The organism is Vagococcus luciliae (assembly GCF_024637875.1).
Taxonomy (GTDB): domain Bacteria; phylum Bacillota; class Bacilli; order Lactobacillales; family Vagococcaceae; genus Vagococcus; species Vagococcus luciliae.
The window spans coordinates 105,388-120,494 of sequence record NZ_CP102451.1 but is presented as its reverse complement, the minus strand read 5'-3'; the positions used below and the strand labels follow the sequence as shown (position 1 = coordinate 120,494).

Genomic DNA, 15,107 nt, shown 5'->3' with positions numbered 1-15,107 from the left:
GAGATGTTAATCCCAACAACGTATGAAGAATTAGCAAAACCACTTGAAAAAGGAAAAACGATGCTGTTTTTTACAGCTGATTGGTGTGGTGATTGTGTCTTTATTAAACCCGATATACCGGAAATTGAAGCGAGTTTTCCTGAATACACGTTTGTACAAGTGGATAGAGATGTGTTTATCGATATTTGCCAGAAATGGGGAATATTAGGTATTCCAAGTTTTGTAGCAATAGAAGATGGAAAAGAATTGGGACGATTTGTCAGTAAAAACAGAAAAACAAAAGAAGAGATTATGACGTTTATTAGTGAACTATAAAAAGGGGAGATAGTATGTTAGAATCACAAGAATATCGTTCAATATTAGTTGGAACAGATGGTAGTGAACAAGCCCAACAAGCATTTGAAAAAGCTGTCGCTGTGGCAAAACGTAATAATGCAGACATCGTTGTAGCACATATCATCGAAAATAAATTATACGGTGGGACTATGGCGTTTTCTACTTTTTCTCCAGATATTGTTCAAGAAGAAACCAATCAAGCAAAAGAATTGCTTGAGAGCTATATCCAGATAGCAAAAGATTTAGGTTATGACCGAGTAAAAGTAACATTAGAGTTTGGTTCCCCTAAAGTTATGATGGCAACAGAACTGCCAGAAAAATATGATACAGATTTAATTATGGTTGGACAATCAGGATTAAATGCGGTAGAACGATTAGTTATGGGAAGTGTGAGTGATCATATTATACGAACAGCACCATGTGATGTCTTAGTTGTTCGACCTGAGTAAAACAAAAAGAATGGTGAGGAAAAAATTAATGATTGTTAGTTATAATTTAGAAGCAGTTGGAGACACGCTGATTATTGTTGTAGCAAAAGGAAATAGTAAAGAAGTATCTGTTGTTAAAAAAGATAATGTAGCTTGTATTATAGAAAATGAAACAGATCAAATTTTAGGTTGGAATATTTTTAATGCATCACATCATATTACAAATTTAAATGGAAATGGCCAAATCGAGTTATCATCATCACAAATTACTGAGCTTAACTTGACATTAAAAGAGGCAGGATTTTCTCATGAGTTTGAAGTAGATAATTCGCCAAAATTTGTTGTAGGATATGTTCATACATGTACACCACATGAGGATTCTGACCACTTAACGGTAAACGACATTGAGGTTGATAATGGTGAGCATCTACAAATTGTATGTGGTGCACCAAACATCAAAGCTGGTTTAAAGGTAGTCGTTGCAAAAGTAGGTGCTATGATGCCTGATGGCTTAATTATTTGGCCTGGAGAATTACGTGGTGTGAAAAGTTTTGGTATGGTTTGTTCTGCAAAAGAATTACACTTACCAAACGCACCAAAAGAAAAAGGAATTTTAGAGCTAGATGATAGCTATGAAGTGGGAAGTCGCTTCAATTTACCTCAATAATTAATACTTTGTAAAAGTTTGAGTTATTAATTGTTGTTTCAAACACTATGAGTTAAAATAACATAGAGACATATTAAAGGGGGGAATTGCAATGAGTTTTATTGATGAAACAGTCCAATTTGATTTTGGGGATGCCAATAAACGTGAAGTAAGTGAAACATTAGCGATTGTTTATATGGCGTTAAAAGAAAAAGGCTATAATCCTATTAATCAAATTGTTGGTTACTTATTATCAGGAGACCCAGCCTATATTCCACGTTATCAAGATGCTCGTAATTTAATTCGTCGTCATGAGAGAGACGAAATTATGGAAGAATTGGTAAAAAACTATTTAGTGCATAATGGTATCGATCTATTATGAGAAAAATGGGATTAGATGTAGGATCTAGAACTGTTGGTGTTGCCGTAAGTGACTTACTTGGTTGGACAGCCCAAGGGTTAGAAATTATAAAAATTAACGAAGATGAAGGCGAGTTTGGTATTGAACGTGTAGCAGAGTTAGTCAAACAATATGAAGTTGAAGAATTTGTTGTTGGATTACCTAAAAATATGAACAATACCATTGGTCCAAGAGCAGAAGCAGCAATGGCTTATGGTGATTTATTAAAAGAAACCTTTAATTTACCAGTCGTCTACCAAGACGAGCGATTGTCAACTGTCGCAGCTGAGAGAATGTTAGTTGAGCAAGCTAATACGTCTCGAGCTAAGCGAAAAAAAGTGATTGATAAATTAGCTGCTGTAATGATTCTTCAAAATTATTTGGATAAAAAGGTTTAATAGCCTTTTTATCTTTTTTTTTGTATAATGAAGAGGAAGCAAAGATGAACAGAAAAGAGGAATAAATGATGACAGATAAACATGTACACACAGATGACTGCAACCACGATCATGAACATGAGGCAGATGATTTAATTACGTTAATTGATGATGAAGGAAATGAAGTATTATTTCGTATTCACTTAACAATTGATGGTAAAGAACAATTCGGTAGAGATTATGTATTATTATATGATGCAAGTACACCAGAAGGTGAAGAAGTTGAATTATTAGCCTATGCTTATGAGCAAGAAGATAACGAAGCAGAAGGTCGTTTAATGGAAATTGAAACAGAAGCTGAATGGGATATGATTGAAGAAGTTTTCAATGCATTCGAAGCAGAAGAAGACTAAAATTTGAAATACTAGCTAGACTCTTATTAATAGAGTTTAGCTTTTTTTGTAGGTGTTGGAAAATAAAGGTGGATAAATTTATGAAAAAGAATGAAGACGGATACACTGTTTTGTTGTTAAGTTTATTAATCGGGATTGTTTTTGGGAGTGTTTTCAAAGATATGGCACTGGGAGTATTAATAGGAATTCTATTTTACCCTGTTTTAACCGTAATGAAAAAATATTAGGCAGGAATGATAAGGTGATTACTAAATTAGAGGTTTTAACGGAAAATCAATTAACAGACATTATGTCAATTTGGCTTGATACTAATAAAAAAGCTCATTCTTTTATAGCCAATTCGTATTGGGAAGACAATATAGAGTTTGTAGAAAAAGGGCTACCTAAAGTAGATATATATGTAGCAACAGATGAAAACGGAAAAATTATTGGCTTTTTAGGTATTTTAGAAGGCTATATAGAGGGATTATTTGTATCGTCTGATTATCAAAGACAAGGTATCGGAAATAAACTAATAGAACGAGCAAAAGTAGATTTTGAAGAATTATCCTTAACTGTTTATGAAAAAAATAAACAGGCAATCAATTTTTATACTAAAAAAGGATTTAAAATTAGTGAAACTCAAATTAATGAGGACACAAAAGAAATTGAATTAGTTATGGTATACAAAAACTGACAGTAATTAAATCAACTGTCAGTTTTCTTTTTTTATTATTTTTTCTTCTTTATATACCAAAAAATAGTTACTAAACCAATGATTAGAATTCCTATGAATGGTAGATATTTTTGGATGACCTCTCCTGTTTTAGGAAGACGAGATAAAGAGTTTAGTTCTTGATTATCATTGTTTACTTTTTTATTTTTAGAAACTGTTTTCTGAGACTTAGTGTCTGTCTGGCTACTTGTCTCACTAGTCTCTGAACTAGCTGATTGACTTGATTGTTTACTAGAACTTATTTCTTTACTATCAGTTGTTTCAGGAGTAGGAGTGACTAAAATATTATCATCTTCAGTTATTAGAGTAGAAGATGATGACGTAGAGCTTGATTCTTGTTGAGTACTGCTTATTGTTGCATCTGTTGTCTCGGAAGTACTAGTGGTGGAATTCTTTGATTCGTCACTTATCGTTTGAGTTGTAGAGTCAGTACTACTTTCTGAAGGTATTGTATCTGTTACGCTGGTTGTTTCTTGTGTCGATTCATTTTCAGACTGACTCATCGTATCATTTGTCTGACTTGTTTCCATTTCGCTACTTAAAGAAGAACTAGAATCAGTTTCTGTTGTTGATTCAGTAGAGGACATCATGGTATCGCTTGTTTCAGGAACGACTACTTCTTTTTTAGTATGTAGTTGCTTAAATTGATTATTTTCTTCAAATAATTTTCCTATTTCTAGTAAAAGTCTATCTTGATTCGTCGCAGCATTAAATTGTATCCCTAAAGGTAAGTTATCTTTGCTGACATAAGTTGGTAAACTAATAGCAGGTTGGCCAGTTAAATTTGCTAACTGAGTAAAAGGTGTGTAAGCCAATGAATTTAACCATTGATCGTAGACAACTTTCATTCGCTCATCTTTTGTTTTTAACTCATCAATATGTTTGATTTGTTCAGCGTATTCTGGTGTTAGTAAAGATTCAGCTAGTCCTGGAGCAGTTGAAGCTGTAGTTGGTGTTAATATTAAAGGATAGTCTTTATACAAAGCTTCCATTGTTTCTTTAACCTCATCGTTATAAGCATTGACTGTTTCTAAGTCTTCTTTATGAACAAATTCACTCGCTTGGTAAAGAGCCCAAGTAACTGGATCAACATCGTCTATATGTAAACTTCTTTTTAATGTTTGCTTGGCTAAAAAGTTGGCTAAACTACCAGAAGCAGTTGCTATTTCATAATAACCATGCATTAGTTTAACCCCATCTACAGGTACTGTGATTTCTTCAGTGACAAACCCTTTTGAATTTAAAAAGTTAACAGCGTTCATAACAGCTTGTTTCGCGTCATCACTGACAGGTGTTCCAACAGGTGAAGTAGTGGTATAACCTACTTTTATTCCAGTAAGATTAGCCGGTGTAGGATTAATATCAGATGTTAATAGATTCTCAAACAAAGCTGTTGTGTCTTCCATATTTTTAGCAAGTGGGAAATTGACGACTTGTCCAGTTTTAGCATTTCCCAAAATGATTCCTCTAGAGGGTTTTAATCCGACAAGACCATTCCATGATGCTGGAATTCTGATAGAGCCACCAGCATCACTACCAGATGCAACAGGAACAACACCAGATGCAACGGCAGCACCAGAGCCGCCAGAAGACCCACCGGCTTGAAAATTAGGATTCCAAGGACTTCCAGTGGGACCATAAAGAGTTGAATCAGTCACGTTTTTCAATCCTAATTGTGGGTAGTTACTTTGACCAATGATAACAAAGCCTAAATCTTGTAATGACTTGGCAATTCGTCCGTTAAATTTTGTTGTGATATGTTTGTTAAAATCTAACCCATTCGAGTTACTTCCTCCAACGATGCTATGACCTAAACCTTTCATCACAATTGGAACACCAAAAAATGGTTGACCATTATCGATCATCTCACTTGCTTCTTTTAAAGCAAGTTCTTTTCTTGTTGTAATCAATGCATTTGTTCGCGGATTTTCTATTGCATTGACTTGAAAAGCCAAATCAATTAATTCTTCGATTGTGACTTTTTTCTCTCTTACTAGCTTAGCTAAATCAGTAGCGCTCATAGAAATGTACTCATCAGTTGTTAGATTCGTGTGTTGTGGTGTATTAGTAACGATGGTTGAACTACTAGTTGTAGTGACAGGAACGTCTACTGCATGAGTATGTATACCAACAGATAATAGTGCTGTGGCAAGTAATAATTTTATACGATTTTTTATCGACATGTTTTTTCTCCTTTTTACAAACTTCTTCAAGTGTAATCAAAAACGATAAAAAAAGAACCACGTAATTTTTTTACGTCGTTCTTTTATTGGCAAAAAAGTCAAAAATGTTTAAATAATTTATAAAAGTCCGCTACTAGAAGACAGGTTTTGAAATAATCAAAACAATTTTGTATTTAACGATTAATTAAATTGTAGGCTTTTTGCGTATTGGCAAAATGAACTTTTGCATATTGTTCTAAAAGGGGCATGCCACCTTTTTTGATGATTTTAGCAGCAGCTATATCTGATTTTTGTCCAGCTCCTGAAGGAATAGTAAATCCTAATTCTTTACTAGCTGTTTCTAAACTTGTTAAAAATTCTGCGCGGCAAATAATGGATGCAGTAGCAACCGCCAGATGATATTGTTCTCCTTTTGTCGTGAAGTATAAAGGTTTAGTTACTTGATTTTTTTCTTTTGATAAGTATTTGCGATAGTTTGATTCAGGTGTAAATTGATCAATCAATATACCTTTAGGGGTAATTGGATTGATATCTTGCATTAAAAGATAGATCGCTTGGTTATGTAAGGCAACTTTCATTCGATTGACATTGTATTCGGGTTGGATTTCATTATATTTTTTTGGCGTTAATACTAGTTTTCGGTAAGGCATGACATGGATAATCTCGTTTGAAATGCGTTTGATATCTGTGTCAGTTAACATTTTAGAATCCTTAACACCTAATTCTTTTAATAAAGGAATATGTGTTTCATCAACGTAAGCAGCACAGACAACAACAGGGCCTAAGTAGCTACCATTTCCAACTTCATCACTGCCGATAACATTCCATGAAGCAAAGTCTTTTGGTAAAGCAGAAGACACGCTTTTTTCTTTTGTTTTCTTTGAATTTGTTGCGCCACGTTTTTCCCACATAGCGGCTTCTGTTTCAGCTTTTTCTCCTTGAAAGACGATTTTTTTTGATTGATAAGCAGTGATAACCACTCCAGGGATTTTTGCTTGAAATACTGCATAAGGAGGTGTTTTCTTGAAGAATGGCTCATAAGCACTTGATAGTTCTTGTAATAATGTTTCTGTAGCTAGTAATGTGACTGTCTGGGGCATATTCAACTTCCTTTTTTAAAATTTAAGTTAAGTATAACATGTTTTTATCTTGAATGATTCTTAAGATACTGTTTGCTTAATTGTCAATTAAAAGAAAGTCATATATAATTAAGTTGCTTATTTTAGTGAAGGATTTATGGGAGGATTTAAAATGGCTCTTGAAGAGAACAAACGATATAAAGCAACCATTGCTGGTAATACATATACAATCATAGGAAAAGAAAGTCATTATCATATGGATATTGTCAATCAGTTGGCAAACGAGCAACTTGAAACAATTATGAAAAATGCTCCTAAGTTATCAACAGAACAGGCAGCTATCTTATTAGCAATTAATACACTATCTGTACAAATAAAACAACAAGAAACAATTTTAAACTTAAAAAAAGATATTAGTGAATTAGAAGATGAACTAGAAAAAATGAAGAAGTTAGAAGAGCGTCTTGATAAAATCGAGGCAAGAGAGAAAGAAACAAAAAAAAAAGTGATACAAGAAAACCGTGAATTAACAGATGAAGAGATGTTAAATCAGATTGAAATTCAAAAAATTGTGAATGAACAAGCAAAAGAAAAAATTAAACGTAACAATCATCAAAAGAAAGAACAACAATCAAACAAATAAAAAATAAGTAGGTTTTTCAATGGTTATAACAATAATTAGTATTTTAGTATTATTGACAGGATTTTATGCAGGCTATCGACGAGGTTTTGCTTTACAGTTGGTTTATTTTGTTGGCTATTCATTAAGTTTTTTTATGGCAAAAAGTATGTACAAATCTGTAGGAAAAAAAATTGAATTATTAATCCCTTATCCTGCACCAACACAGACAACGAAACTAGCTATTTTTGATAATCAGTTGATATTTGATTTAGATAAAGCTTTTTATGCAGCATTTGGCTTTTTAATTATTTTAGTCGTAGGCTATTTGATAACAAAATTTGTCGGTATGTTGTGTTACAGACTAACGTTTATTCCATTGCTTCATAAAAGTAACCAGTTAGTTGGAGGATTAATTAATCTTGCTTTAACCTATATTGGATTAGTCATTGTGTTAACGATAATAAGCATGATACCACTAGGCTTTATTCAAAATGCTTTTGCTAGATCAGGTGTTGCTAGAGCCATGATTGAACATACCCCGATACTGTCATCTAGTTTATATCAGTGGTGGATTAAACAAATTATTTTATAAAAGAAGAGCCTAGTAAAATGGGCTCTTTATTTACATAAGTCGTATTTTAGGAAGTGAAATAGAATGAAAAAGAAAATAGAAGATATTTTAGAATTTGATAAAGTGAAGCAATTGTTATCACAACATATTGTGACAAAATCAGGATTAGAGCATGTGAGTGAGTTAAAGGCTTCTCATTCATATGATGAGATAGAAGAAGCATTAATGGAAACGGAAGATGGGATGACAGTGCTACGTTTGCGTGGTGGGATTCCTATGCCGATTTTAGAAAATATTAAACCACATATGAAACGAATTGAAATAGGTGCCATGCTTAATGGGGTTGAGTTAGCTCAAGTTGGACGTGTGCTAAGAACAGTGTTAGAGATTCAATCCTTTTTTGATGATTTAAACGATGCTGAGGTTGCATTACATCGATTATATGATTGGTCAGAAAAAATGATTGCGTTACCTGATTTATCAAAAGTCATTCGATTATCAATTGATGAAGATGGTCATGTAACAGATGACGCATCGACTGAATTAAAACACATTCGACAAAGTATTAGAGGGTCTGAGCAAGCAGTTAGAGAACAGCTTGATGGCATACTTCGTGGAAAAAATTCAAATTATTTAAGTGATACCATTGTGACAATGAGAAACGATCGCTACGTTATACCAGTAAAAAGTGAATACCGTAGCCATTTTGGTGGGGTTGTGCATGATCAGAGTGCATCAGGTCAAACGGTATTTGTTGAGCCTAGACAAGTAGTCGAGTTGAATAATCGTTTGAGACAACATCAAATTGCTGAAAGAAAAGAAATCGAGCGTATTTTAGCTGAACTTTCTAATGAATTAGAACCTTACAGACAAGATATTTTACAAAATGCCTATGTTTTAGGTAAACTAGATTTCATTAATAGTAAAGCATTATTTGGTAAACAATTGAAAGCCGTTGTGCCAAGATTGAGCGAGGACAAAGATGTTCACCTTAAACAAGCTAGACATCCACTAATTGATGAAGAGGTTGTGGTACCAAATGATATTGTAATTGGTAAAGAGTATCAAGCAGTGGTCATCACTGGACCGAATACAGGTGGTAAGACGATTACACTTAAAACATTAGGATTACTTCAATTAATGGGACAATCAGGGTTACCAATTCCTGTTGGAGAAGAAAGTAGTATTGGAATTTTTTCAAATATTTATGCAGATATTGGGGACGAGCAATCAATTGAACAGAATTTATCAACGTTCTCTTCACATATGACAAACATTGTGTCAATATTAGATAATCTTGATTCAGATAGTTTGGTATTGTTTGATGAGTTAGGAGCGGGGACAGATCCACAGGAAGGAGCAGCACTGGCTATTTCTATTCTAGATAAAGTAGGAGAAATTGGTGCCTATGTTATGGCAACGACTCACTACCCTGAGTTAAAAGTTTATGGCTATAATCGTCCGAATACAATCAATGCTAGTATGGAATTTGATGTTGATACACTTAGTCCAACATATCATTTGTTAATTGGAATTCCTGGTCGAAGTAACGCGTTTGAAATATCAAAACGTTTAGGGTTATCTCCTGATATCATTGAGCAATCTAAACAAATTATTGATGGAGAAAGCCAAGATTTAAATGATATGATTTCTGATTTAGAAAATCAACGTAAAATGACGGAAACCGAATATTTGGAAATGCGTCACTATGCTGATGAAGCTGAAACACTCTATCATGATTTAAAAGAGGCTTATGAACTATTCTTTACCGAACGTGAAAAAGAGATGAATAAGGCTAAAAGAGAAGCGAATGAAGTGATTAGTAAAGCACAAGAAGAATCAGAAAAAATGATTAAAGACATTCGTCAAATGCAACTAAGAACAGGGAATAATCAATCCGTTAAAGAACATGAATTGATTGAAGTTAAATCAGGTTTTGAAAAATTAAAACATGATGAAACACATTTGAAGAAAAACAAAGTCTTGAAAAAAGCTAAAGAGAAAAAAACATTTAAAGCTGGTGATGATGTTTTAGTTGAAGCGTTTGGACAACGGGGTACATTAATCGAAAAAGTTGGAAATAAAGAATGGCAAGTGCAACTAGGTATTCTGAAGATGAATGTATCAGAAGATGGCATGACACGAATTGCACCTGAGAAAGAACCTCGCATGCGTGTATCAACCGTAAAAAGCGATGGTGGTGGTAGCCGTCAATCAGTTTCAACTCAACTAGATTTACGAGGAAAACGTTATGAGGATGCCTTAGCAGAAGTTGATCAGTATATTGACTCAGCGTTACTTGCAGGATACCCTCAAGTAACCATTGTTCATGGACGTGGAACAGGTGCACTAAAACAAGGGGTACAAGAGTACTTGAAAAATAATCGTAGAGTGAAAAAATATAATTTTGCTCCTAGCAATCAAGGTGGAGACGGTGCGACAATTGTGACTTTCTAGAAAGTGAGCAGATTGTTAGTTCTTTACTACCCCCAATGGTATAATAAATTCATAAAGTAAAAGATTATTTAGGAGATGAATGAATATGGTAGAAAATATTACAGATGCAAACTTTGCAGCAGAAACAGAAGAAGGATTAGTATTGGTAGATTTTTGGGCACCTTGGTGTGGACCATGTCGTATGCAAGGACCTATCTTAGACGGTATTGCAACAGAATACCAAGACAAAGTAAAAATTGTTAAAGTAAATGTGGATGAAAATCCTCAAACAAGTCAAGCACATGGAATTATGAGTATTCCAACATTATTACTTAAAAAAGATGGTCAAGTTGTTGAACAAATGATTGGTGTCCAACAAAAACCACAATTAGAACAAGTATTTAATAAATATCTTTAAAATTAAAATCATTCTATAGTGAATAGTCACTGTGGAATGATTTTTTTTTCAACAAATTGTATACTTGACTTGATAAAGAGAGAGTACAAGGAGATTGAACTAGTGAATGAAAGAATACAAAATAAATTAGCTTTGTTGCCAGATCAGCCAGGCTGTTATTTGATGAAAGATAAACATAATACCATTATATATGTTGGTAAGGCGAAGATTTTAAAAAATCGCGTGCGATCTTATTTTACAGGGACGCATGATGAGAAGACACAACGACTAGTTAGCGAGATTGTAGATTTTGAAACGATTATCACAGAGTCGAATACGGAAGCTCTATTGCTAGAAATTAATTTGATTCAAAAAAATATGCCGAAATATAACATCATGTTAAAAGATGATAAAAGCTATCCCTTTATTAAAATTACCAATGAAAAAGCACCAAGACTGCTTATTACTAGAAAAGTATTGAAAGATAACGCCATTTACTTTGGCCCATATCCTGATGTCAAAGCAGCCAATGAAACCAAGCGACTACTAGATAAAATCTATCCTCTTAGAAAATGTAAAAATCTACCAAATGAAGTATGTTTGTACTATCATATGGGACAATGCTTAGGACCATGTGTGAATCCAGTGGTAGAAGCGAAGTACAAAGAGATGGTAGAAGAAATTAAAAAGTTTTTAAATGGCGGCTATACTGAGATTCAAAAAGAAATTGAAGGAAAAATGATAAAAGCCTCTGAAAATATGGAGTTTGAAAAAGCGGCAGAATATCGTGATCAAATTCAGTCTATTCAAAGTGTGATGACCAAACAAAAAATGACGAATGCAGATTTTGTCGATCGTGATGTTTTTGGTTATTATGTAGATAAAGGATGGATGGTTGTTCAAGTCTTTTTTGTTAGACAAGGTAAACTTATTGAAAGAAATGTGTTTGATTTCCCCTTTTATAATGAGCCAGAAGAAGATATGTTGACATTTATCGGCCAGTTTTATCAAGAAAATCATCATTTTATTCCGAAAGAAATTTTACTACCAAAAGAATTGGATAAGACGCTTGTAGAAGCAATGATTCCAACTAAAATATTACAACCTCAACGTGGTGAAAAAAAAGATTTAGTCGAATTAGCTAATAAAAATGCCAAAATTTATTTGGAAGAACAGTTTAATTTGATTGAACGAAAAGAAGATAGAACGATTGGGGCGGTAGAAAAGCTAGGACAAGCAATGAATATTCCAATACCTAATAGAATAGAAGCATTTGATAACTCGAATATTATGGGAGTAGATCCTGTTTCTGCGATGGTGGTTTATATTGACGGAAAACCATCAAAAAAAGACTATCGTAAATTTAAAATTAAAACAGTTGAAGGTCCAGATGATTATGCCTCAATGAAAGAAGTGATTTATCGAAGGTATTCGCGAGTGATAAAGGACAATTTACCAATGCCAGATTTAATTTTAATTGATGGTGGGAAAGGGCAAGTACATGCAGCTCAAGATGTGTTAGATAATCAATTAGGTTTAGATATACCAATTGCAGGATTAGCAAAAAATGATCAACATAAAACAAGTGAGTTATTATTTGGACCAGATTTGGAAGTTATTCCATTAAAGCGTAATTCATCTGAATTCTTTTTGCTTCAGCGCATACAAGATGAGGTCCATCGATTCGCTATTACGTTTCATCGTTCAACACGTAGTAAAACAAGTTTTGCCTCTAAATTAGATGGTATAGATGGTCTTGGACCAAAGCGTAAAAAACAATTATTGACAAAATTTAAATCGATGAAAAAAATTGAGGAAGCAAGTGTTCAAGATTTGATTAAGTCAGGCTTACCTCAACGAGTCGCAACTAATGTATACCAACATTTTAAATCAATAAAAAAATAGTCAAATGATAAAAAAAATGTTACAATTTAAAGCATGTTTTTTTAATTCGATAATAGAGGAGTCTTAACTATGAATTTAATCATACAAATCGTTACGTTGCTTATCATTTTTGTCAGTATGTTTATTTATTATCGTCAAGTAAGTAAAGCAAAAAAAAATCAGTTGGGTTTAGAAGTATTAGCTAAATCATCTCAATTAACTATGAGTGGATTTATTTTAGGATTAGGTGTTATTTTAACTGAATTAAATTCATTTGGACTGTCAAGAAGTGAATTTGTGAATCATTTACTGATATACGGTGCATTTGTGAGTTTAGTGACAATTATTAGTATTTGGTACTACTCTAGAACGCTAAAAAAATAGAAACATGTTTGTTTAAAAAGTCACAGTCAAAAAAATTGACTTTTTTGTGAAAAAATCATATAGTGTCGATGGACTAAAAGTTGGAGGGAATAAAAAATGAGCAGACCAAGAGTCGTTATTTTGGGGGCAGGCTATGCAGGCCTAAAGACAGCTAAAGAATTAAGCAAGAAAAATGTTGAGGCGGATATCGTTTTAGTGAATAAAAATGATTATCATTATGAATCAACACAATTACACGAAGTAGCTGCTGGAACAGAACCAGCAAGTAAAATAACATTTAATATTGTGGATGTTATTGATACTAAAAAAGTTGAATTTATAAAAGATACTGTTGTTAAGGTTGAAAAAGATGATAAAAAAGTATTGTTAGAAAACAATGGTGAGCTATCATATGACTATTTAGTAATGGCATTAGGTTTTGAATCAGAAACATTTGGCATTCCTGGTGTAGATGAATTTTCTTTACCATTAGTAAATATTAAAACAGCAGAAGCAGCACAAGCACACCTAGATAAAATGTTATCTAACTATCAACAATCTAAAAATGAATTAGATTTATCAATAGTAGTATGTGGTGCTGGTTTTACAAGTATTGAATATTTAGGTGAGATTACAAACCGTATTCCAAAATTGGCGAAAACAATGAATTTCCCAATGGATAAAGTGAAAATTACTTGTATTGAAGCAATGCCAACCCTATTGCCAATGTTTTCAGAAAAACTTGGTCAATTTGGTATTGACGTATTAAAAAAACGTGGTGTGACATTTAAAGTTGGCACACCAATTAAAGAAATTAAAGAAAATACAGTTGTTTATGAAGAAAATGGTGAACTAAAAGAAGTTCATGCACATACAATTATTTGGACAACAGGGGTTAAAGGAAGCCATGTTGTTGGAGAATCTGGATTTGCAGAACGTCGTGGACGTGTGATGGTGGAAAAAGATTTACGTGTTGAAGGTTACCCTGATATCTTTATGATTGGTGATGTGAGTGCCGTAATGGATGAAGAATCTGGTCGACCATTTCCAACGACAGCTCAAATCGCGATTAAACAAGGTGAAGCAGCTGCAAACAACTTAGCTCGCTTATTGAACAACCAACCTACTGAAGCCTTTACTTTTAAATCTTTAGGAACAGTCGCTTCAATTGGTAATAATGTTGGGATGGGTCAAATCCTTGGTGGAAAAGAAGTTAAAGGATATATGGGATCAATTGTTAAGAAAAGTATTATCAATAAATCTCTTCTTGATGTTGGGACTGCAGGAACACTTCTTAAAAAAGGCCGTTTTGATTATTATCATTAAAAATAAGAATAAAGAGCACCTTATTAGATTGAAGTCTAATAAGGTGCTTATTTTATTTAGGGTGATTATTGTAAAGTTGATGCATAATTTTTTTACCTGTTTTAGTTGCTGCTAATCCACCTTCAGCAGTTTCTTTAAAAGCAGAGGGCATTTGCATTCCAACTTGATGCATCGCTTCGATTACTTCATCTACAGGAATAACACTTTTAACTCCTGCTAAAGCCATATCAGCAGAAATAAATGCTTGAGAAGCACCTAAGGCATTTCTTTTAATACAAGGTATCTCAACTAACCCAGCCACTGGGTCACAGATAAGACCTAGCATATTGATGATGGTTATTGCAACAGCATGAGATGCTTGTTCAGGTGTTCCACCACACGTTTCGACTAAAGCACCACTTGCCATAGCACTAGCTGATCCAATCTCTGCTTGGCACCCACCAGCAGCACCACTAATTGAAGCATTATTAGCAATGACTAAACCAATAGCACCAGCTGCAAATAAAAAATTGATTTGTTGTTCTTTTGTTAAATCACGTTTATCTGTTAAAGCAGATAATACACCAGCAGCAACTCCAGCGCTACCAGCAGTAGGTGTGGCACAAATTAACCCCATTTCAGCGTTAACTTCATTAACTGCCATGGCATTTTGTACCGCACGTAAAATAGTTTCACCACTTAAAAAGTTTCCTTGATTGACATAGTCATTCATTCTGGGAGCATCTCCACCAGTTAAACCGGTTACAGAAGTGACACCTTTTACTCCTTTTTCAATTGATGCTAACATAACAGAAAGATTTTTTTCCATATGAGCTATAATCACATCACGTGGTCGCTGTGAAACTTCTATTTCTGTTTGGATCATGGCTTCAGCAATTGAACCATGTTCATTTGCTAAAGTAATTAATTCTTCAATTGTTTCAAACATTCT

The 15,107-nt window shown here is 33.6% G+C and carries 18 protein-coding genes; 15 read left to right on the top strand and 3 right to left on the bottom strand.

Going from position 1 to position 15,107, the window contains the following annotated elements; genetic code table 11:
* The first annotated feature begins 3 nt into the window (after window positions 1-3).
* The 8 genes from G314FT_RS00685 to G314FT_RS00650 all read left to right on the top strand — a co-directional run bounded on the left by G314FT_RS00685 (window position 4) and on the right by G314FT_RS00650 (window position 3,276).
* Window positions 4-315 (top strand): thioredoxin family protein, encoded by a 312-nt coding sequence (locus tag G314FT_RS00685; RefSeq protein ID WP_257701640.1) that lies wholly within the window; start codon window positions 4-6, stop codon window positions 313-315.
* Between the two features lie 14 nt (window positions 316-329).
* The gene (locus G314FT_RS00680) at window positions 330-785 is read left to right on the top strand and encodes a universal stress protein (protein WP_257701639.1); all 456 of its coding nucleotides are present in this window, start codon (window positions 330-332) and stop codon (window positions 783-785) included.
* A gap of 28 nt (window positions 786-813) precedes the next feature.
* Window positions 814-1,431 (top strand): YtpR family tRNA-binding protein, encoded by a 618-nt coding sequence (gene ytpR, locus G314FT_RS00675; RefSeq protein ID WP_257701638.1) that lies wholly within the window; start codon window positions 814-816, stop codon window positions 1,429-1,431.
* A gap of 91 nt (window positions 1,432-1,522) precedes the next feature.
* On the top strand, window positions 1,523-1,792 hold the full coding sequence (locus G314FT_RS00670) for an IreB family regulatory phosphoprotein (RefSeq protein ID WP_125956258.1): 270 nt from the start codon (window positions 1,523-1,525) through the stop codon (window positions 1,790-1,792).
* On the top strand, window positions 1,789-2,208 hold the full coding sequence (ruvX, locus tag G314FT_RS00665; RefSeq protein WP_079347260.1) for a Holliday junction resolvase RuvX: 420 nt from the start codon (window positions 1,789-1,791) through the stop codon (window positions 2,206-2,208). The genes G314FT_RS00670 and ruvX overlap by 4 nt, the downstream gene beginning before the upstream one ends.
* Before the next feature lie 68 nt (window positions 2,209-2,276).
* Complete coding sequence (locus G314FT_RS00660) at window positions 2,277-2,600, top strand: DUF1292 domain-containing protein (RefSeq protein WP_117972487.1); 324 nt, start codon at window positions 2,277-2,279, stop codon at window positions 2,598-2,600.
* An 80-nt stretch (window positions 2,601-2,680) separates the two neighbouring features.
* The gene (locus G314FT_RS00655; protein ID WP_257701637.1) at window positions 2,681-2,827 is read left to right on the top strand and encodes a hypothetical protein; all 147 of its coding nucleotides are present in this window, start codon (window positions 2,681-2,683) and stop codon (window positions 2,825-2,827) included.
* A gap of 14 nt (window positions 2,828-2,841) precedes the next feature.
* Complete coding sequence (locus tag G314FT_RS00650; RefSeq protein WP_257701636.1) at window positions 2,842-3,276, top strand: GNAT family N-acetyltransferase; 435 nt, start codon at window positions 2,842-2,844, stop codon at window positions 3,274-3,276.
* 35 nt (window positions 3,277-3,311) lie between these two features.
* On the opposite strand, the gene G314FT_RS00645 is transcribed toward G314FT_RS00650, so the two are convergent.
* Both G314FT_RS00645 and rnhC read right to left on the bottom strand, forming a co-directional pair.
* Entirely contained in the window at window positions 3,312-5,498 is a 2,187-nt protein-coding gene (locus tag G314FT_RS00645; RefSeq protein ID WP_257701635.1) for an amidase family protein, read from the bottom strand.
* Window positions 5,499-5,671: 173 nt separating this feature from the next.
* Complete coding sequence (rnhC, locus tag G314FT_RS00640) at window positions 5,672-6,598, bottom strand: ribonuclease HIII (protein WP_257701634.1); 927 nt, start codon at window positions 6,596-6,598, stop codon at window positions 5,672-5,674.
* A 151-nt stretch (window positions 6,599-6,749) separates the two neighbouring features.
* Here rnhC and zapA point away from each other — a divergent pair, with 151 nt between their 5' ends.
* The 7 genes from zapA (at window position 6,750) to G314FT_RS00605 (ending at window position 14,176) form a co-directional block, all read left to right on the top strand.
* Window positions 6,750-7,220 (top strand): cell division protein ZapA, encoded by a 471-nt coding sequence (zapA, locus tag G314FT_RS00635; RefSeq protein ID WP_257701633.1) that lies wholly within the window; start codon window positions 6,750-6,752, stop codon window positions 7,218-7,220.
* 19 nt (window positions 7,221-7,239) lie between these two features.
* On the top strand, window positions 7,240-7,791 hold the full coding sequence (locus tag G314FT_RS00630; protein ID WP_257701632.1) for a CvpA family protein: 552 nt from the start codon (window positions 7,240-7,242) through the stop codon (window positions 7,789-7,791).
* 63 nt (window positions 7,792-7,854) lie between these two features.
* Window positions 7,855-10,227, top strand: coding sequence for an endonuclease MutS2 (locus G314FT_RS00625; RefSeq protein WP_257701631.1), 2,373 nt, complete (start codon window positions 7,855-7,857; stop codon window positions 10,225-10,227).
* Between the two features lie 85 nt (window positions 10,228-10,312).
* The gene (gene trxA / locus G314FT_RS00620; protein WP_257701630.1) at window positions 10,313-10,624 is read left to right on the top strand and encodes a thioredoxin; all 312 of its coding nucleotides are present in this window, start codon (window positions 10,313-10,315) and stop codon (window positions 10,622-10,624) included.
* 102 nt (window positions 10,625-10,726) lie between these two features.
* On the top strand, window positions 10,727-12,508 hold the full coding sequence (gene uvrC / locus G314FT_RS00615; protein WP_257701629.1) for an excinuclease ABC subunit UvrC: 1,782 nt from the start codon (window positions 10,727-10,729) through the stop codon (window positions 12,506-12,508).
* A gap of 69 nt (window positions 12,509-12,577) precedes the next feature.
* Window positions 12,578-12,871 (top strand): hypothetical protein, encoded by a 294-nt coding sequence (locus G314FT_RS00610; RefSeq protein WP_117972495.1) that lies wholly within the window; start codon window positions 12,578-12,580, stop codon window positions 12,869-12,871.
* Between the two features lie 96 nt (window positions 12,872-12,967).
* On the top strand, window positions 12,968-14,176 hold the full coding sequence (locus G314FT_RS00605; RefSeq protein ID WP_257701628.1) for an NAD(P)/FAD-dependent oxidoreductase: 1,209 nt from the start codon (window positions 12,968-12,970) through the stop codon (window positions 14,174-14,176).
* Between the two features lie 52 nt (window positions 14,177-14,228).
* On the opposite strand, the gene sdaAA is transcribed toward G314FT_RS00605, so the two are convergent.
* A complete protein-coding gene (sdaAA, locus tag G314FT_RS00600) occupies window positions 14,229-15,104 on the bottom strand; it encodes an L-serine ammonia-lyase, iron-sulfur-dependent, subunit alpha (RefSeq protein ID WP_257701627.1) in 876 nt (291 codons plus the stop codon).
* Between the last annotated feature and the right edge of the window lie 3 nt (window positions 15,105-15,107).